18 protein-coding genes are annotated in these 19,117 nt (G+C 33.7%); 7 read left to right on the top strand and 11 right to left on the bottom strand.

All coding sequences use genetic code 11. The annotated features are described in order from the left end of the window. Window position 1: 1 nt before the first annotated feature. The 4 genes from KHA98_RS03685 to KHA98_RS03670 all read right to left on the bottom strand — a co-directional run bounded on the left by KHA98_RS03685 (window position 2) and on the right by KHA98_RS03670 (window position 3,483). Window positions 2-475 carry a nucleotidyltransferase gene (locus tag KHA98_RS03685; RefSeq protein ID WP_213255438.1) on the bottom strand — a complete coding sequence of 158 codons (474 nt, stop codon included), beginning with the start codon at window positions 473-475 and terminating at the stop codon, window positions 2-4. Beyond that, window positions 472-639 carry a hypothetical protein gene (locus KHA98_RS03680; protein WP_213255436.1) on the bottom strand — a complete coding sequence of 56 codons (168 nt, stop codon included), beginning with the start codon at window positions 637-639 and terminating at the stop codon, window positions 472-474. Before KHA98_RS03680 ends, KHA98_RS03685 begins: the two co-directional genes overlap by 4 nt. 72 nt (window positions 640-711) lie before the next feature. Next, window positions 712-3,144: a YfhO family protein gene (locus KHA98_RS03675; protein ID WP_213255434.1), complete on the bottom strand. Its 2,433-nt coding sequence runs from the start codon at window positions 3,142-3,144 to the stop codon at window positions 712-714. 51 nt (window positions 3,145-3,195) lie between these two features. Next, window positions 3,196-3,483 (bottom strand): DUF4834 family protein, encoded by a 288-nt coding sequence (locus tag KHA98_RS03670; protein ID WP_213255432.1) that lies wholly within the window; start codon window positions 3,481-3,483, stop codon window positions 3,196-3,198. 124 nt (window positions 3,484-3,607) lie between these two features. On the opposite strand from KHA98_RS03670, the gene KHA98_RS03665 reads away from it, so the two are divergent. Both KHA98_RS03665 and KHA98_RS03660 read left to right on the top strand, forming a co-directional pair. Continuing rightward, window positions 3,608-4,576, top strand: a complete 969-nt coding sequence (locus tag KHA98_RS03665) for a transporter (RefSeq protein WP_213255430.1) — start codon at window positions 3,608-3,610, stop codon at window positions 4,574-4,576. A gap of 49 nt (window positions 4,577-4,625) precedes the next feature. Beyond that, on the top strand, window positions 4,626-5,744 hold the full coding sequence (locus tag KHA98_RS03660) for a GTP cyclohydrolase (protein WP_213255428.1): 1,119 nt from the start codon (window positions 4,626-4,628) through the stop codon (window positions 5,742-5,744). A 100-nt stretch (window positions 5,745-5,844) separates the two neighbouring features. Here KHA98_RS03660 and KHA98_RS03655 read toward each other — a convergent pair whose 3' ends face one another. Then, a complete protein-coding gene (locus KHA98_RS03655) occupies window positions 5,845-6,327 on the bottom strand; it encodes a hypothetical protein (RefSeq protein WP_213255427.1) in 483 nt (160 codons plus the stop codon). Window positions 6,328-6,449: 122 nt separating this feature from the next. After that, window positions 6,450-7,709, bottom strand: coding sequence for an aminotransferase class I/II-fold pyridoxal phosphate-dependent enzyme (locus KHA98_RS03650; RefSeq protein WP_213255425.1), 1,260 nt, complete (start codon window positions 7,707-7,709; stop codon window positions 6,450-6,452). 287 nt (window positions 7,710-7,996) lie between these two features. Between KHA98_RS03650 and nirK the strand changes: the two genes are divergently transcribed. Genes nirK through KHA98_RS03635 form a run of 3 tightly spaced genes read left to right on the top strand, consistent with a single transcriptional unit; the run spans window position 7,997 to window position 10,823 of the window. Next, the gene (gene nirK, locus KHA98_RS03645; protein WP_379731522.1) at window positions 7,997-9,412 is read left to right on the top strand and encodes a copper-containing nitrite reductase; all 1,416 of its coding nucleotides are present in this window, start codon (window positions 7,997-7,999) and stop codon (window positions 9,410-9,412) included. 16 nt (window positions 9,413-9,428) lie between these two features. Further along, window positions 9,429-10,211, top strand: coding sequence for a formylglycine-generating enzyme family protein (locus tag KHA98_RS03640; protein WP_213255421.1), 783 nt, complete (start codon window positions 9,429-9,431; stop codon window positions 10,209-10,211). Between the two features lie 15 nt (window positions 10,212-10,226). Next, entirely contained in the window at window positions 10,227-10,823 is a 597-nt protein-coding gene (locus KHA98_RS03635; RefSeq protein ID WP_213255418.1) for an SCO family protein, read from the top strand. Window positions 10,824-10,864: 41 nt separating this feature from the next. Here the strand turns inward: KHA98_RS03635 and KHA98_RS03630 are convergent, their stop codons facing one another. The 5 genes from KHA98_RS03630 to KHA98_RS03610 all read right to left on the bottom strand — a co-directional run bounded on the left by KHA98_RS03630 (window position 10,865) and on the right by KHA98_RS03610 (window position 16,412). Continuing rightward, on the bottom strand, window positions 10,865-12,088 hold the full coding sequence (locus KHA98_RS03630) for a hypothetical protein (protein ID WP_213255416.1): 1,224 nt from the start codon (window positions 12,086-12,088) through the stop codon (window positions 10,865-10,867). 216 nt (window positions 12,089-12,304) lie between these two features. Then, the gene (gene ric / locus KHA98_RS03625; RefSeq protein WP_213255414.1) at window positions 12,305-13,036 is read right to left on the bottom strand and encodes an iron-sulfur cluster repair di-iron protein; all 732 of its coding nucleotides are present in this window, start codon (window positions 13,034-13,036) and stop codon (window positions 12,305-12,307) included. Window positions 13,037-13,065: 29 nt separating this feature from the next. Then, on the bottom strand, window positions 13,066-15,300 hold the full coding sequence (locus KHA98_RS03620; protein WP_213255412.1) for a nitric-oxide reductase large subunit: 2,235 nt from the start codon (window positions 15,298-15,300) through the stop codon (window positions 13,066-13,068). A 90-nt stretch (window positions 15,301-15,390) separates the two neighbouring features. After that, window positions 15,391-15,918, bottom strand: a complete 528-nt coding sequence (azu, locus tag KHA98_RS03615) for an azurin (protein WP_213255410.1) — start codon at window positions 15,916-15,918, stop codon at window positions 15,391-15,393. A 47-nt stretch (window positions 15,919-15,965) separates the two neighbouring features. Then, entirely contained in the window at window positions 15,966-16,412 is a 447-nt protein-coding gene (locus tag KHA98_RS03610) for an RrF2 family transcriptional regulator (RefSeq protein WP_213255408.1), read from the bottom strand. A gap of 200 nt (window positions 16,413-16,612) precedes the next feature. Here KHA98_RS03610 and KHA98_RS03605 point away from each other — a divergent pair, with 200 nt between their 5' ends. Both KHA98_RS03605 and KHA98_RS03600 read left to right on the top strand, forming a co-directional pair. After that, window positions 16,613-17,395 carry an NYN domain-containing protein gene (locus tag KHA98_RS03605; RefSeq protein ID WP_213255406.1) on the top strand — a complete coding sequence of 261 codons (783 nt, stop codon included), beginning with the start codon at window positions 16,613-16,615 and terminating at the stop codon, window positions 17,393-17,395. Window positions 17,396-17,431: 36 nt separating this feature from the next. Beyond that, the gene (locus tag KHA98_RS03600; RefSeq protein ID WP_213255404.1) at window positions 17,432-18,943 is read left to right on the top strand and encodes an FMN-binding glutamate synthase family protein; all 1,512 of its coding nucleotides are present in this window, start codon (window positions 17,432-17,434) and stop codon (window positions 18,941-18,943) included. The last annotated feature ends 174 nt before the right edge of the window (window positions 18,944-19,117 follow it).

The following is a 19,117-nucleotide window of genomic DNA, read 5'->3' as shown; positions in this document are numbered from 1 at the left end:
ATTACGTTTTTTCTTTATTCTCGTTGTTCACCTTCTCTAATTCTTCAATATCCAAAACATCTTTCGGCCTATTGGCAGCTTTTTTTGCAACAATCAAACTTTCATAATCAATAAAATAAACTGGAGTTTCACCTATTTTTACGATTGTAGCATCTTCTAATAATGATGCAAAAGTTTTATCTTCCAAACCTTTTACTGCTGTCATTATATCCAGTCTTAATCCATAACTTAATGTAAAGTCTGTCCAACCTGGAATAAATTGCATGGTTTCTATTGTTTCAAAATCACCTAAATTTATTTCTCTTAGCGCCTTTCTTAAATTTACTCTATTTTCAAGTGTATCTTCAAGATAAATATCAATATCTCCAGTATTTCTATTATAGCCATAAATATTTACTGCAAACCCACCAATAGTTATGTATTTAACTTTGTTTTCGAAAAAACTGTTCCAAATGGCAATTATTTGCTCATTCATCGTTTTTTAGATTGAATTATTTTTGCCGTTTTTAAAGTATATGAAACTTCCATTATAACCATCAATCTTTCTAATCTTTCTAAATAAGAAAGCGATTTAATTTCAGCAATTCTTTTAGCTTCCAATTCCTTTGGAGTACCAAAATTTAATAAAACATCTTTCATTGCTTAGCTTTTAAAATACGTCAAACAAAGATACAAAATGATATAACAGTAAATTATTTAAAAAAACGATCTTTATTTTTCAGTTTTTGTCTTCTTACTCTCAAAATAAACCCCACCAATTAAAAGCAGCAACATTGCAATTGAACTTATTAAAGTTATAGTTCCACCGGTTTTAATAACCTGCGGTTCAAATTTAAATTCAATAGTATGTTTTCCACCTGGAACTTCCATTGCTCTTAACACATAATCAACAGGAAAATGATCTGTTAACTGTCCGTCGATATATGCATTCCAGCCATTTTTATAGTACATTTCAGAGAATACGGCTAAACCATCTTTTCCATTATCAGATTTGTATTTAATGTAATTTGGCTTGTATTCAACAACTTTAATCGTTCCGGTTGTATCCCATTGCTTTTTCATTCGGGCATTTTTAAATTTACCCTCATGCTCATGAACGTTAAAAACGGCCACTTTTTTAGTATCGATATGATCTAATGCTTTCATTACATCATCTGGCTTATTTACCAGTTTTACAGAGCTTACAAACCATGCATTTCCGTTTACTTCAGGATTTATTGTCGGAATTTCATTTCCTTCTTTATCCGTTTGAATCACATACTTAACATTCAACATATTAAGTATTTCAAGATTACCTTTACTAATTTGGTAATCGTAAAGTTGTTGCATTCTTCTAGGTCTTACAGCACTGTAACCTCCAATTGTTTTATGGAAATAAGATGATCTTCCCTGTAATTGTCCTTGCGGATCAAATACACGATAAATAGAAGTATCTTGTAAAATTTTAGCATCTGCCGGTGTTTCCTGAAATGGCGCCGCAATCTGAACCGGACTTACGAAATCTTTTGCAGAAACGTATTTTTTATCTACAAAAAATAAATCAAAAATCATTAAAACAGCAACAATTATTAAAGCTGTTGTCTGAGAGAATTTGTTTTTGATGAACAACCATAAAACTCCAAAAGTTACTACGATAAAAAATCCTGAACGAAGTAAATCTGCAGAGTATAAAGACATTCTGTCTTCTTTTAATGCATCGACAAAACCTGGTCCGTAACTTTCTAAATAAGCTTTATCGCTCATTCCTGTAAAGTGGAAGAAACCTTTTGCAAAAACTAAAATCAATAAAACTCCAAGTCCAAAAACTCCTGTTTGTATCAAAGCTTTTTGCTGTAATTTAGGTTCATCTTTGGCTTTAAAAAACGATTGTAATCCCATAACTGCAAGCACAGGGAAACATAATTCTAAAATAACCTGAATAGAAGATACGGCTCTAAACTTATCGTACATCGGAACATATTCAATAAAGAAATCTGTTAATAACGAAAAGTTTTTACCCCATGAAAGCATCAGAGTAAATAATGCCCCTGAAAGAAATACATATTTGATTTTTCTTTCATCAATAAACAGGGCTAAAACTGCCAAAAAGAAAACTACAACCCCAATATATGCCGGTGCAGAAACAATTGGCTGGTCTCCCCAATACGTTGGCATACCAGAAACAAAATCTTCTGCCTGAGTTGAAGGAACGCCTTGTTCTACCATAAAAGCATACATACGACTGTCTGTACCTACATTTTCATGGCTTGATCCTCCAAAAATTCTTGGAGCAATTAAGTTTAAACTTTCAGCAATTCCATAACTATATTCTGTAATATAGTCTGTCGTCATTGCAGCTGTTGTTTGATTTTTTGATCCGTCAGGATTAAATGTTAACTCACTTTTATCACGAATACTGTATTTAGCATATTCACTTGTTGCTAATAAATTCCCGGCGTTTGCACCAAGAGCCAGAATTCCTGCTCCTGCCAAAACTCCAATCGAAATTAAAAGCGGTTTGTATTCTTTATCTTTTATAAAATTGAAAGCAAAATAACCTGAAAGAATCAATAAGAAAATCAATAAATAATAAGTCATTTGAAAGTGGTTTGCATTAAGTTCTAATGCAACCGCAAACATGGTGAGCAATCCTCCCCAAACGTATTTTTTCTGAAAAACTAGTATAAATCCAGCAATAACCAACGGCATATAAGCAATGGCGTGCGCTTTTGCATTATGTCCAACACCCAGAATGATAATTAAATAGGTAGAAAAACCGAAGGCAATTGCTCCTATAAATGCTTTTAACGGATCTGTTTTTAAGACTAATAATAAACCGTAAAAACCTAAGAAGTATAGAAATAAATAATCTGCAGGGCGTGGTAAGAAACGTAAAACATCATCTATTTTACCAATAAAATCGTTTGGATAATTGGCTCCTAACTGATAAGTTGGCATACCACCAAAAGCAGAATTGGTCCAGTATGGTTCTGTTTTTTCAGCTGCACGGAAGTCATTTTGCTCCTTTGCCATTCCTGTATATTGCGCAATATCAGACTGAAAGATTTGCTTTCCTTGCAGAACAGGATAAAAATAAATTAATGATATGAGGATAAAGCCCAGGATTACAAGGGCATGCGGATAAAACTTATTTACTATTTTCAATTTAGGCTGGTTTGGGTTAAATGATGAATCCTATTATTTTAGGACACAAACTTAATCTATTTCTTCGTAATCAACATACTCCCCAACTTTTTTGGTTTCACGAGGATTTTTTTCATTGGCCGTATTAATAATTATTTCATCATTATTTCTACGTGTATTTTGTTGCCATGAATTATCCTGACTGTATTGTTGTTGTCTGGAAAAATTTTCTCCTGCCTTTTCAACCGCTTTCTTAACCAGTACCGGTAAAAAAATTCGAGCCAAAAATTTAAAAATGTAATAAAAAGCTATAACCCACATAATGGTTCTAAGCAAACCTGAAAATGACGCTTCTTGCATAACTATATAATTTTTGCCAAAATTAATAAATCCGTTGTTTAAAATTAAATTAACAATCTTAAATAAATAATAAAATATCTTACATTTGAAATGCGTTATAGCTTTTTAATAAAAAAATACATTTATGTTGAAAATTAAAAACTTACTCTTTACCACTCTATTTTTTATTCCACAACTTTTTTTCGCACAATACACAGATGTGATTAATTCGAATCGTCCGGGCGAAACTATGTCTGCTTATGCCGTTGGAAAATCGGTAATTCAGGCTGAATTTGGCATTTATGGCATCAAAGAAAAACATGATTTATTAGATTATGATGCCAGCGGTTTCGGAACCGATTTAACCCTTAGATATGGTGCTTTTCTGGAACAATTGGAGTTTATTGTAGATCTTCAATATCAAATGGAAAACTTTGACACCCCATATACCAGTTACAAAAAAAACAATTTCAAGCAAACTGTACTGGGAGCCAAATATTTAATTTACGATCCTTATAAAAACTATAAAAAAGAAGCTAATATTTACAGTTACAAAGCCAATCATAGTTTTAACTGGCGCGAATTAATTCCGGCTGTCTCTATATTTGCAGGGGCTAATTTTGTTGGCGCTGATAATCCTTATTATTTTTCTCCAGACGGAGCGATTTCTCCTAAAGTAGCTTTGGTTACTCAAAATTTATTCGGAGGCGGCAGATGGGTTTTTGTAACTAATATTATTGCCGATTATATTGGAACAGATTACCCAAGTTACGGATATGTATTAACTTTGACGCACGGATTTAATGAAAAATGGTCTGGATTTATAGAAAACCAAGGCTACAAAAGCGATTTTTACAGTGATGCAATTGTTCGTGGGGGCGCTGCTTACCTCCTTTCACCAAATATGCAAGTTGATGCTTCAATAAGTACCAATTTCAAAAATACACCATCGTTATTATACGGCGGAGTTGGTATATCATGGCGCTACGACGGTTGGTATAAAGAAAAACAAATCGCAGCTAAAAATAATGATAAGGCCAAAAAGAATCCTGAAAACGAAAAAGAAATTGATTATCAGGAAAAAGAAAGAAAACGTAAATCGAAATACGAATAAAATTACAATCAAAGCGCTCTAAATAAGAGACACTTATAATACCATTTGAATGATTACAATTAAAGAAGCCAAAACCAAAAAAGAATTAACTGATTATATCAAGTTTCCGTTTTCACTTTATAAAGACAATCCATATTGGGTACCACCTATTATTGCTGATGAACTGGAATCTTTTAATAAAACAAAAAATCCCGCTTTTGATAATGCCGAAGCTTATTTTTATATGGCATATAAAGGTGATCAGATCGTTGGAAGAATTACTGCGATTATCAACTGGGCAGAAGTAAATAATCAACATAAAAGAAAAGTTCGTTTTGGTTGGTTTGATGTAATTGATGATATTGAAGTAACAAAAGCATTGCTTGAAAAAGTATACGAATTAGGCCGAAAACATAATCTGGAGCACGCCGAAGGTCCGATGGGATTTTCTAATCTGGACAAAGTAGGTGTACTTACAGAAGGTTACGATCAAATGGGAACTATGATTACATGGTACAACCATCCTTATTATGTAACGCACTTTGAACAATTAGGCTTTCAGGTTGAGAAACAATATATTGAAAGTATTTTTCCATTTTCAAATGTTAAACCTGAATTTTTCCTTAAAGCACAGGAATTAATCAAAAAACGATACGGTTTACGATCACTTACTTTCACCAAAACAAAAGACATTATGCCTCACGTAGACAAAATGTTTGATTTGTTTAATGAATCGTATGAAAAACTAGCTTCTTTCGTTGCTATTTCTGATGTTCAAAAAGAGTATTTTAAAAAGAAGTACATCAGCTTTATCAATCCGGAATACATCAAATTTGTAGTGGATAAAGACGATAAACTGGTAGCTTTTAGTATTGTGATGCCTAGTTTTTCTGAGGCTTTACAAAAAGCAAAAGGAAAGTTATTTCCGTTTGGATTTATTCATTTATTGAGAGCCAGAAAAAAGAGTAAAGACGTGGTTTTTTACTTAATCGGAGTTCATCCTGATTACCAAAACAAAGGTGTTACTGCTATTATTTTCGATGAGTATTACAAAACTTTTTCAGAGAAAGGAATTCAAACCTGCATCAGAACTCCTGAATTATTAGAAAATAATGCCATCCATTTACTTTGGAAAAACTTTGATCCGAAAATTCACTGTCAAAGAAAAACTTATTTAAAAAACTTGTAAAAAGTAAAATGTGAAATAATTTACATTGTTATTTTAGAAACATAAAAAAATCCATTCGTCCCCAAAACGAATGGATTTTTTATTAAAATAAAAACTCTGTTTACTCTACTTTGCAATCTACTTTGGTTAAAGTATTTTTCTGGTCAAATTTCAATTTTGTTTTATCTTTAAAAGTAACTTTATCGTTTGCTGATGCTACATCGCCATAACCTTCGATTAAAGCGCCATCTTTTTGAAGGAAAACAACTTCTCTAACAGAAGAAACTCCTTCTGACATAAAAGTATAATCAGCAATAAGTGTGTCGCCTTTCATATTCCCTATCAAAGTACCTTCGTTTTTGTCTTTTACAACCAAATTATAGCTTAATTTTCCATTTACTTCCTGATGAGAATTCACATTAAAACTCATTGCGATAACGCTTCCATTTGATTTCCACTCATAGCACTGATCGCCTGCTGGCTCAATGATTTCAGCTTCTTTTGGAGCTTTCGGTTCAATTTGTACAGGTTCGGTCTCAGTTGCTTTTTTACATGAAATAAGGACTGTTAAAATAAGGGTTGTTATAATTACTGCTTTTTTCATAATTCTTTATTTTTATTTTGTTGATTATGATATAAAGTTACCTTAAATAAAAAAAATCCATTCGCATAACGAATGGATTTTTTTACATAATTCCCACTAAAGGAATTTATTTTTATATTCAATTACGAAACGTCAACAGTTGTACGTTCTGCAATTTCTTTATAAGTTCCGTTAACTAATTTCTCACGAATTGCTTCGAAAGCAGTTAATGTTTCATCAATATCAGCCAAAGTATGAGAAGCTGTTGGAATCATTCTCAACAAGATAATTCCTTTTGGAATAACCGGATAAACAACAATAGAAAGGAAAATACCGTAGTTTTCTCTTAAATCATTTACCATTACCATTGCTTCAGGAATACTTCCTTCTAAGTAAACCGGAGTAATACAAGTGTTTGTATCTCCAATATTAAATCCTTTTTCTTTAAGACCGTTTTGCAATGCATTTACGTTTTCCCAAAGTTTATCTTTAATAGCTGATGATTTACGTAATAACTCTAAACGTTTCAAAGAACCAATTGTTTGAATCATTGGTAATGCTTTAGCAAACATTTGAGAACGTAAATTGTATTTTAAATAATCAATAACTGATTTATCAGCTGCTACAAAAGCTCCAATATTAGCCATAGATTTTGCAAAAGTAGAGAAGTAAACATCAATATCTGCCTGAACTCCCTGCTCCTCACCTGCTCCGGCACCAGTTTTACCTAATGTACCAAAACCATGTGCATCATCAACCAATAAACGGAAATTGTATTTTTGCTTTAATGCAACAATTTCTTTCAATTTCCCTTGCTGTCCACGCATTCCAAAAACACCTTCGGTAATAAATAAAATACCTCCGCCAGTTTCTTCTGCCATTTTAGTGGCACGCTGCAGGTTTTTCTCCATACTTTCAAGATCATTGTGTTTGTATGTGAAACGCTTACCCATGTGTAAACGAACACCATCAATGATACAAGCATGTGAATCTACATCATAAACAATAATGTCATTTTTAGTAACCAAAGCATCAATAATAGACACCATTCCCTGGTAACCAAAATTCAATAAATAAGCAGATTCTTTCATTACGAACTCTGCTAATTCATTTTCTAATTGTTCGTGGTAAGTAGTGTGTCCAGACATCATACGAGCTCCCATTGGATAAGCTGCACCAAACTGAATTGCTGCATCTGTATCTGCCTGACGAACTTCTGGATGATTTGCTAAACCTAAATAATCATTTAAACTCCAGTTTAAAATATTTTTTCCGTGAAAAGTCATTCGAGGACCCAACTCTCCTTCTAACTTTGGGAAAACATAATAGCCTTCTGCCTGAGAAGCCCATTTTCCTAAAGGTCCTTTATTGTCCTGAATTCTTTCGAATAAATCTTTTACCATAATATAGTGTAGTAATTTTTTTAACTTAAATCAGCGAGCAAAAATAATCATTATTAATTTAAAATGAAGACCCTCATTTACTTTTATTAAAAATAATTCACGTTTAAATTATTAACAGGATTAAACTTAACTAATTATTTTTGCTATTTCGAATTTAATGATATACTTATCTCTAAACCATGATTTTTATCATAATAAAAGATAAAATTGTCTTTTATTTTTGATCTAGATTTAAACGAAAACAAAACCACAATATCATGACAAGGAATTACACAATTACGAGTAAAATGGGCATTCTTATATGTTCGTTTTTTATGCTGCTATTATTAGGCAGTTGCAAAAAAAATGAAGCTGCAAATTACGCAGACATTATGACCGAAGGAGAAATGGAAGCCGAGCTTACCGCACCACCCCATGTTCCAAAACCGGTTGGAAACAGAACCGCCATGAAGTTGAAATTAAACATGGAAATAAAAGAACAAGAAGGTACAATGACCGATGGTGTAAAATATACTTATTGGACATTTGGAGGTTCTGTTCCGGGAAGTTTCATCAGAACTCGTGTAGGTGATGAAGTTGAATTTCACTTAAAAAACCATCCTGATAACAAATTACCACACAATATAGATTTACATGCTGTAACCGGCCCAGGTGGTGGAGCAACTTCTTCACTTGTAGCACCAGGACATGAAAAAGTATTCAGTTTTAAAGTAATCAATCCTGGATTATATGTATATCATTGTGCCACAGCTCCTGTTGGAATGCATATTGCAAACGGTATGTACGGATTGATTTTGGTTGAACCGGAAGGCGGACTTCCTCCTGTAGACAAAGAATACTATGTTATGCAGGGAGACTTTTATACTCAGGGAGAATATGGAGCAAAAGGGCTTCAGGCATTTGACATGAATAAAGCGGTAAAAGAAACACCTGATTATGTAGTATTTAATGGTAAAGTTGGAGCTTTAACCAATGGAAATGAATTGACTGCAAAAGTAGGTGAAACGGTTCGTTTGTATGTTGGAAATGGCGGACCAAATCTGGTTTCTTCTTTCCACGTGATTGGTGAAATATTTGACAGTGTACATGTTGAAGGCGGAAGCACAATTAATAAAAATGTGCAAACTACTTTAATTCCTGCCGGCGGCGCTGCCATTGTAGATTTTAAAGTAGAAACTCCGGGAACTTTTATTCTGGTGGATCACTCGATTTTCAGAGCATTTAATAAAGGTGCACTTGGAATGTTGAAAGTGGAAGGAAATGAAAATAAAAACATTTATTCAGGAACTATTCAGGAAGGTATTTATTTACCTGAAGGCGGAACAATTCAGAAAATGCCGGGAGAATCTACTGCAAAAGTTGCAATTCCGAAACGTATTGTTGAAGAAAAAGTAAAAATCGGTAAGGAAATTTTTGGAACAACTTGTTTCGCTTGTCACCAATCTGAGGGACAAGGTATTCCGAGTACTTTCCCTCCTTTGGCAAAATCAGATTATTTAAACGCCGATTCTAAACGTGCAATTAAAACGATCCTGCACGGTCTAACCGGAGAAGTTACTGTTAATGGTAAAAAATACAACAATGTAATGCCTTCTCAGAATTTATCTGACGATGAAATCGCAAATGTGCTGACTTACATTTACAGCAGTTGGGGAAATAATAAAACAGAAATTACACCAGAAATGGTAAAAGCGCTAAGATAACAGCAAAACTAACAGCATGAAAAAATACGTTTTCATACTAACAACTATCTTTTTCTTTATGCTTACTGTTGCAGCAAAGGCGCAGGAAGCAGGAATGGTTCTCATAAAAGAGGGATCTTTTGTCCCTCTTTATGGGGCCACTTCTAAAAAACCTGTCGTTGTAAAATCTTTTTACATCGACATTTATCCGGTAACAAATCGGGAGTTTTTAGCATTCGTCAAAAAAAATCCTTCTTATAGTAAATCAAAAATTAAAGGCATTTTTGCCGATAAAAGCTATTTATCCTACTGGAAAACTGATTCTGATTTTGGAGAAGCAAATCCTAATTCGCCCGTAACAAGTGTTTCTTGGTTTGCAGCAAAAAAATACTGCGAATGCGAAGGAAAACGCCTGGCCACAATGGATGAATGGGAATATGTTGCAATGGCTGATGAAAAGAAAATCGATGCCCGGACAAAAAAAGAGTTCAACCAGTATATTTTATCGTGGTACGAAAAATCAAAAGCGTATGAAAATGAAATTGGAAAAACGTTCAAAAATTATTGGGGAGTTTATGACATGCACGGTTTAGTCTGGGAATGGACTTCTGACTTCAACAGTATTTTTTTATCTGGAGAATCCCGAAAAGATAAGAGTAGTGACAAAAACCTGTTTTGCGGAAGTGCGTCGGTAAATGCTACCGATTTAATGGATTATGCCGCCTTTATGCGATATGCCTTTAGAGGTAGCTTAAAAGCGCAGTATTCTACCCGAAATCTTAGTTTTAGATGTGCCAGTACAACAAAACCGAAAATCTAACCTTAATTAATTACAATGAAAAAAATAATACTTGCTTTTATTCTCATCTTCTCTTTTTACAGCTGTAAAGAAGCGGATAAAAAAGAGGCTAAAGCAGAAACAAAAAAAGAAATTAGTGATTTATCCATTTATAATCTGCCTTCTAAATGGAATACTCAAGATGGAAAAGACATTGAATTAAAATCGCTTAGAGGAAATGTTGTGGTAATGGTGATGATTTATACAAGTTGCAAAGCCGCCTGCCCAAGACTGGTTGCCGATATGCGCGATATTGAATCAAAACTGGATAAAAAAACAAAACAACATGTAAAATTGATTTTAGTCAGTATTGATCCGAAAACCGATACTCCTGAAAGATTAAAATCGTTTGCAATTGCTAATAAAATGAATCAGTATCCCTGGATTTTCCTTCGCTCATCTGAAGAAAATACTCGCGAGTTTGCAGCAGTTTTAGCTGTTAATTATAAGCAGATTTCTCCAATCGATTTTTCACACTCCAACATTATAAGTGTTTTTAATCCGGAAGGAGAATTGATTTTTCAGCAAGAAGGTTTGGGGGTAAACAATGAAAAAACAATCACAACAATAAATCAGGAAGCAGGAAAAATATAGATATTTAAATAGGTTGATTAGTGTAAAAACAAGAGTAGATTTTAGGAATGAATCAACTCTTGTTTTTTGTTTATAATGGATACCATAATTAAAGTTAATCCTGTAACGAGAAGTATACTGAATATCAAAATACTTTGAAAATACCCAGGAAGGGCTCCTTCCCCAAAAAAGAAAAGCCAGCCTTGAAGAAACAATAAAACTTCTGTAGCAATATACCCTAAAATAAAACACTTCACTCCTATTCTTAATGTTGAAGAATTAGCAGAAAGCATTTTATTCTGAAGCAGAATTCCAAACAAAAATCCAGTTATGATTCCCAACGTTGTTAAGTGGATAAACCCAATTACAAAATTTCTAATTTGATGTGAAACAGCAGCCAGATTTGGAAAAATAGTCAACAATTGAATTCCGACTTTCAAAAACAAAGAACATAAAGCCAAACCATATACTATTTTAGTCGTTTTGTCTAAAGTAGCTCTAAATTGACCGATTTGAGGTTTCAGCATTTTATAGAAATAAATAAAAGCACCCAATTGAATCAAAACTCCGAAAGCATTGATATAGCTTAAAAAATCATTATCGATAAACCAGCGTATCGGAAAACAAATCGTTAAAAGGGTAGAAACAATTATAAAAACATAAAACCTTTTAAACTTTACCTCATCGATTTTATTCTGGAACTGTTTTAAAAACAAAGCTAAAATCGCCAATATAAACCAGCCATTAAACTGAAAATGAAGGAAAAACTGAATCGCAATCTGATAAAAAGCACTTTGTTTCCCTAACGTACTTACGGCTGGTCCAAGACACCAAACGCCAAAAGTTGATAAAATCATAAATAAAACCGAAACTAACAAAAGTCTTTGTGAGGGCGATTTATCTCTGGAACAATCTTTCCAGACCAGACGGCAAAAAATATAACTCAATAAAATATGCATGGTCGAAAACACAATCGAAAACAACGCATATCCCTGAATTGGAAAAGCAATCATCATTCCGATTACCGAAAACTCTGTCAACCAGAATAAACGGTTGTAAATTGGTTTCTCTCTTTTTTCTTTTGGAATAAAAAAATGAACTACCAAAACATAAACGATCAGATAAACCCAACCTAACATAGCAACATGAGAATGCGCATGAAGCAGAAAACTATAGTTTAAAAAATCTAGTGGAAACAGATACATAAACCGCATTAATAATCCGAAAACGCAGGCAATCAGAAAATTAAAAAAACAGCAAAGTATCCAACTTTTTTGAGCATTCATTTTATTTAGTTTTTAAAAACACATAAAAATAATTTAACCATATAAGTGATATAAGAAATTATAAGGCTTGCTGAAATGAACTTATATTACTTATATGGTTTAAAATTTAAGCAAAATTCAATCCGTTAAAAATAAGGTTTCTTGAAATAAAAAACACCGATAATTATCCTGTTTAGATATTTTTACCGGTGCTTTTCGAACTATTAAAATTAACCTTTATTCAACTTCAATAAAGTCTTTTTCTAACAAAACAGCTTTCGGGAATAAAATATTATTCTCCAAATGAATGTGTTTATGTAAATCTTCTTCAAACTCTTTAAGCATTGCAAATGTTACTCTGTAAGTTGTACAAGCATCTGCAGGCGGAGTGTAATTATTTGTTAATTCTGCAATTTCTCTAAAGCGTTCTCCTTCATTATCGTGTTCGTGCATCATCATCGCAATTGGATTTGAAACGGTTCCGAAAGACGGCTGAGATAAAATACCATCCGATTCTTTCGTTTTTACCATTCTTTTTACAAACGGAAATAAAACTAACTCTTCTTTTTTCATGTGTTGTGATAATTCGCCTGCGCAACCAATAAATAATTCATTAATTCTGAATAATTCCGGATGGGCAGCACCATGAACTTTGCATAATTTATCTAAAAATGGAAGTAACACATTTGTTTTTTCCTGAACATAACGGTGATGCGTTTTCTCAATATAATCTGCCAATAAATCTAAAGGCCATGAATTAAAATCGATATTTCCGCCATTTTCTGATTGTAAAACCTGAAGCACATTTTCTAATAAAGTATCCGCATCAATGCTTTGTTTTTCGCATACTTCTGTGACAGTTCTATTTCCTTTACAGCAAAAATCAATTCTGTATTTAGAAAATACTGCAGCTGTTCTAAAATCCTCAGCCACAAAAGATCCTATTGTTTTGTTTTTTAAGTTTTCCATGATAATCATTTTAAAATTTTGTTTTGTTTTTATTTTTTGTTTTTTAATGTCAGATCAAATACAAACCATGCCATTGTAATAAATCCAATTCCGAAAATAGAATCACCAATTGCACGAAGCCATTTTAAGGTAATCATTGTTGGCTGTTGCATTAATTCTGATGAACGTGCGTACCACATTCCGTGATTAATGCTTTCAATTGCCTGCCAAACTCCAATTGGAAGCAAACTCAAGATCGCCATCAGGAATAAACCAATATTTAAAGACCAAAAAGTAATTTTAAGCAGTTTGGTATTCCAGCTTACATTTCTGTACAAACTTCTCAGTACAAACAATACCAAACCAATTCCAAGCATTCCATAAACTCCAAATAAAGCAGTATGTCCGTGCAAAGGCGTTGTGTTTAATCCCTGCACATAATACAATGCAATTGGCGGATTAATAATGAATCCGAAGATTCCGGCTCCAAGGAAATTCCAAAAGGCTACAGAAATCATAAAATAAATAGGCCATTTATAATCGGCAATCCATTGTGTTGATTTTGAGATTTTATAGTTTTGATACGCCTCAAATCCGATTAAAGTTAAAGGCACAACTTCTAATGCGCTAAACGTAGCTCCCAAAGCCATAATTGCAGTTGGTGTTCCGGAAAAATATAGGTGATGGAATGTTCCCAAAATACCTCCTGACATAAAAATAATGGTTGCAAACAACACATTTAATGTTGCTGTTTTGGTTTTTAATAATCCCAATCGAACAAATAAGAACGCAATTACAACTGTTGCAAATACTTCGAAGAAACCTTCAACCCAAAGATGAACAACCCACCATCTCCAATATTCGGCAATCGCCAGATTGGTTTGTCTTCCCCACATTAATCCAGCTCCGTAAAACATAGCAATTGCAGTACAAGAAATTAAGAACAAGATGATCAGATTTTTTTCTTCTGTTTTTTTCTTTAAAACCGGAAGCAACGGACGAATCATTAAAGCCAGCCATAAAAACAATCCTACTAAAAGGAAAATTTGCCAGAAACGACCTAAATCAACATATTCGTAACCTTGATGACCAAACCAGAAATTTTGAACCAAATTCAATTTTTGCATTACGCCAAACCATTGCCCTGCCATTGAACCTAAAACAATAATTAATAAAGCAATGAACAAGAAATTGACACCAAAACACTGAAATTTAGGATCTTTACCTGAAACTGCCGGAGCAATATACAATCCTGTTGCCAGCCATGCCGTTGCAATCCAGAAAATAGCCAACTGTGTATGCCATGTTCTTGTTACCGCATAAGGTAAAATCTGATCGATCGGAATTCCGTACAAACCGTTTCCTTCAACTCCATAATGCGCTGTAATAATTCCGAAAACCATTTGCAGCACCATCAGCAAACTCACAATCCAGAAATATTTCGTCACCAAACCCATCGATGGTGTTTTTCCTTGTTTGATAATTGGATCTTCTTTTGGAAGTGGAAATTCTTCTTCCTCACCCGATTTTGCGTGATAGAAAACTAAAATTCCAACGCTCAAAATCAACAGAATAATACTTACTCCCGACCAGGCCAAAAGTTCTGTTGTCGCTTTATTTCCAACTAATTCATCAGATGGCCAGTTATGCGTATACGATATATCAGAATCAGGACGATTGGTAACCGTTGCCCAGGTTGCCCAGAAGAAAAATGCATTCATTTTATGCATTTTCTCTACCTCTTTAATCGAGTTTTTCGGAATTGCATATTCTCCTCTTAATTTATCAAACTTTGGATCATTCGTAAAAAGACCTTTGTAATATTCACTTAGACTTTCTATCGCTGCAACCCGATTTTCAGAGATTGTTAAAATTCCTGTGTCGGCATTGTATCGATTGGCTCTCAAATCTTTTTGTAACCTAATTTTTAAGGCTGATTGTTTTTCTTCATCTAAATCTTCATAATTTTTATTAAAATCTTTTTGAGCATAAATATCCAGTATAAAAACTGCTTCTCTGTGCAGCCAGTCTGCAGTCCAATCCGGAGCCACATAGGCGCCGTGTCCCCAGATTGATCCTACTTCCTGACCTCCTATACTCTGCCAGATATTTTGTCCGTCTTTAATTTCGGCTTCAGAAAAAATAACCTTTCCTGAATCTGAAACAATTTCTTTTGGTACAGGTGGTGCCTGCTGATAAATTTCATATCCGTAATAACCTAATACTGCAAATGATATCGTCATCACTAAAGCAAAGACAATCCATAATTTTTTTTCTCTTTTCATTTTAACCGAATTCAATAAAAGACATTTTTATCTTTTATTAGTTTTTAAAAAAACTCCAAACCTATTTTCAGCATTTGGAGTCTTTGTTATTTACTCAACAATTAATACGCCTTTCATCATGGCAACGTGGCCAGGGAAAGAACAGATAAATGGATATGATCCTTTTTTATCAATTGTAAATTCGATCGTGTCTTCTTCTCCTCCTCCAATTAATTTGGTATGAGCAACAATTGAAGCTTTTTCAGATTCGGGAATATAATCAGTTGCTTTTGCATCATTAGCTTTCAAAGCAAACGCTGCCTGATCTGTTCCTTCTTGTAAAATCACTAAGTTATGTCCCATTGCTTCTTTTGGAATTTTACCAACATGTTTTAATGTTAATTTGATTGGCTTTCCTGCAACAGCTTTCAATTCATTTGTACTAAACTGCATTTGGTCATTTCCTTCAATAACTAAAACATTTTCTTCAGCTGCTGGTGTTACTGGTGCTGCTTCTCCTTCGGTAGATGGTTCAGTTGTTTCTGTTTGATCAGCAGGAACTGCTTCTTTTTTTCCGCAAGAAGTAACTGCTAAAAATCCCATTAGGATCAATATTGAAATTTTGGTTTTTGTATTCATTTTTGTGGTAATTATTTAATGTTAATCGTTTTATATTAAAATTTTATTTAATCTAAGTTTAATGTTTTTAGAAAAGAATCTCCTTTTTTAACCCCCGAAGCAAGTTGTTCTAAGGTTGTTTTTGTAAGCATTTCATGAAGAAGCCCTCTAATTTTTTTAAATTCGAAATGAACCGGACAAGGATGATCTTCTGAGCATTCTTTTAACCCAATACCACATCCTCTGTAAATTTTATCACCATCTATTGCATCTACAATCTGAATTAGTTTGATTGATTTTAATGCTTCCGCTGAAACTTCAAAACCGCCTCCCACTCCTTTTGCTGAATGAATAATTCCACTCTTAGTTAGAATTTGCATAATCTTGGCAGTAAAAGGTTCCGGAGAATCAATTTCTTTAGCAACATCTTTTATCCCGACCCTAATTCCTTTTGAAGATTTAGTCGCAATAAATATTGAAGCTCTAATTCCGTACTCGCACGCTTTTGAAAACATATCCTGGTTATTAATTCTATACAAAGATATATTATTTTTTAAATAAAAGACAAATTTATCTTTAATTAATTTTCACTGCAGAAATCTTATTTATAATGAAAATAATTAGTGTTAATAAAAGTACTAATTATACCATAGATTCTTATAAAAACCAATTTTAAGTTTAACTTTGAGTTACTTAATTTTCTAATAGTGAAATAATGCCTTTAAGTAACTCAAAAGATTTAAAACTGGCTGTTCTTATAGACGCAGACAACGTACCCTACAGCAATGTGAAAGGTATGATGGAAGAAATTGCCAAATTAGGAACTCCTACTACAAAACGTATTTATGCAGACTGGACAAAGCCAAATGCAAACGGATGGAAAGGTGTTTTATTAGAACATGCCATTACCCCAATTCAGCAATATAGTTATACCGTTGGAAAAAACTCTTCAGATTCTGCTTTGATTATAGATGCCATGGATTTGCTGTATTCAGGAAAATTGGATGGTTTTTGTATTGTATCGAGTGACAGTGATTTTACCCGTCTGGCAATTCGACTTCGTGAATCGGGAATGAAAGTAATTGGTATTGGAGAAAAGAAAACCCCTAATTCTTTTATTGTTGCCTGTGACCGATTTATATATATTGAAGTTTTAGACGGAGCCATTCAGAAGAAAAAACCAAAAACTACAGCTGTAGCGGGCGCAAAGAAACCTGTTGAGAAACCTGCTGAAAAAGCGCTACATAAAATCGATCCATCCACTATTGATTTAATTGAAGCTACAATTGAAGATATTGAAGATGATGATGGCTGGGCATTTTTAGGAGATGTCGGAAATTTAATTGTCAAGAAAAAACCGGAATTTGATCCCCGAAATTATGGTTTTTCTAAACTTACACCAATGCTGAAATCGCTGACCGATATTCTGGAGATTGACGAAAGAGAATCGGACAAAAAAGGAATCAAACACGTATACGTACGTTTACGATTCAACTAATTATTTTATTTATTACCCATTTAATTTTTTAAAAACATGAGAAAAAAATTCTTTATTTACGGATTCTTATTGTTTCTAATTGTTGCTGCAATTTATTATTACACCGGACGCGGCTTTTTGTTAGTTATTATACTTCCCATTTTATTAATTATCGGACTTTATAATGCTTCTCAAAAAAAACATGCTATTTTAAGAAACTTTCCTGTTCTGGGTTATTTCAGGTATTTATTTGAAATGATTGCGCCGGAAATTCAACAGTATTTTATAGAACGATCTACAGACGGAAAACCTTTCTCAAGAAACCAGCGTTCATTGGTTTATCAAAGAGCTAAAAATATTGACTCGAGCACTCCTTTTGGAACACAACAAAATTTAAATCACGATAGTTACGAAGGAATAAAACATTCGATGTTCCCGGCGAAAGTTAATGAGGAATTGCCTCGTGTACTTGTTGGCGGAAAAGATTGCAAACAACCTTATTCAGCATCTTTATTTAATGTTTCGGCAATGAGCTTTGGTTCATTGAGCGAAAATGCTGTTCGTGCTATTAATATAGGTGCACAAAAAGGAAATTTTTATCAAAATACAGGTGAAGGTGGTTTAACTGAATTTCATCTTGCCGGTGGCGGAGATATTACCTGGCAAATTGGTACAGGATATTTTGGCTGTCGTGATGCTGAAGGAAATTTTAGTCCTGAGAATTTTGCCGAAAAAGCCAATCTTCCGAATGTAAAAATGATCGAAATTAAACTTTCTCAAGGTGCAAAACCTGGTCATGGAGGCGTGCTTCCAGCGGCTAAAAATACAGAACAAATTGCTAAGATTAGAGGTGTGCAACCGCATACTATGATTCTTTCTCCTCCGGGTCACCGTGCTTTTTCAGACAATAAAGGACTTGTTCACTTCATTAAAAAATTACGAGATCTATCTAACGGAAAACCAATCGGATTTAAATTGTGTATTGGAAATACACATGAATTTGAACAGCTTTGTCTTGAAATGATTTCCGAAGATATTTTCCCTGATTTTATTACGGTTGATGGCGCAGAAGGCGGAACCGGAGCTGCTCCTTTGGAATTTGCTGACGGAGTTGGAATGCCTTTTGAACCGGCATTAATTTTCGTTAATAAAACCTTGGTTCGTTTAGGGATACGTGATAAAATGCGTATTATTGGAAGCGGAAAAGTTATTTCCGGATATTCTATTCTGCATGCAGTTGCATTGGGTGCGGATATGTGTAATAGTGCCCGAGGATTTATGTTTTCATTAGGCTGTATCCAGGCGCTTCGTTGTCACAATAACGAATGCCCTACCGGAGTTGCTACTCAAAACAAAATGCTTATGAAAGGTTTAGTCGTTACCGATAAATCTGATCGTGTATATCATTTCCACAAAAACACTTTACACTCTGCTAATGAACTTCTGGCTGCTGCCGGCAAGAACAGTTTTGGCGATGTAGATATTAATATTTTTATGCGTGGCGATGAATTTGGCAATTTATCAGATAATTATTTCCCTGATATTTTAACAAATGTCACCAAACATTAAAAAACCTAAAGGCCGCTCTGCATTCGCAAAGCGGCTTTTTTATGAAGTGTCTCGTCCTGAAAAAAGTTGACTATAATAGATGTAATTATGTCAACAGAAAGAAAACATTCTAAAAATCCATTGCCTCCCCAAACTTTCAGTGAGGTCTTTAAAAGGAAGGTCGTAAAAGAATTT

Source organism: Flavobacterium branchiicola, from assembly GCF_018383905.1.
Classification (GTDB): domain Bacteria; phylum Bacteroidota; class Bacteroidia; order Flavobacteriales; family Flavobacteriaceae; genus Flavobacterium; species Flavobacterium branchiicola.
This window is presented reverse-complemented; position numbering and strand designations above follow the sequence as displayed.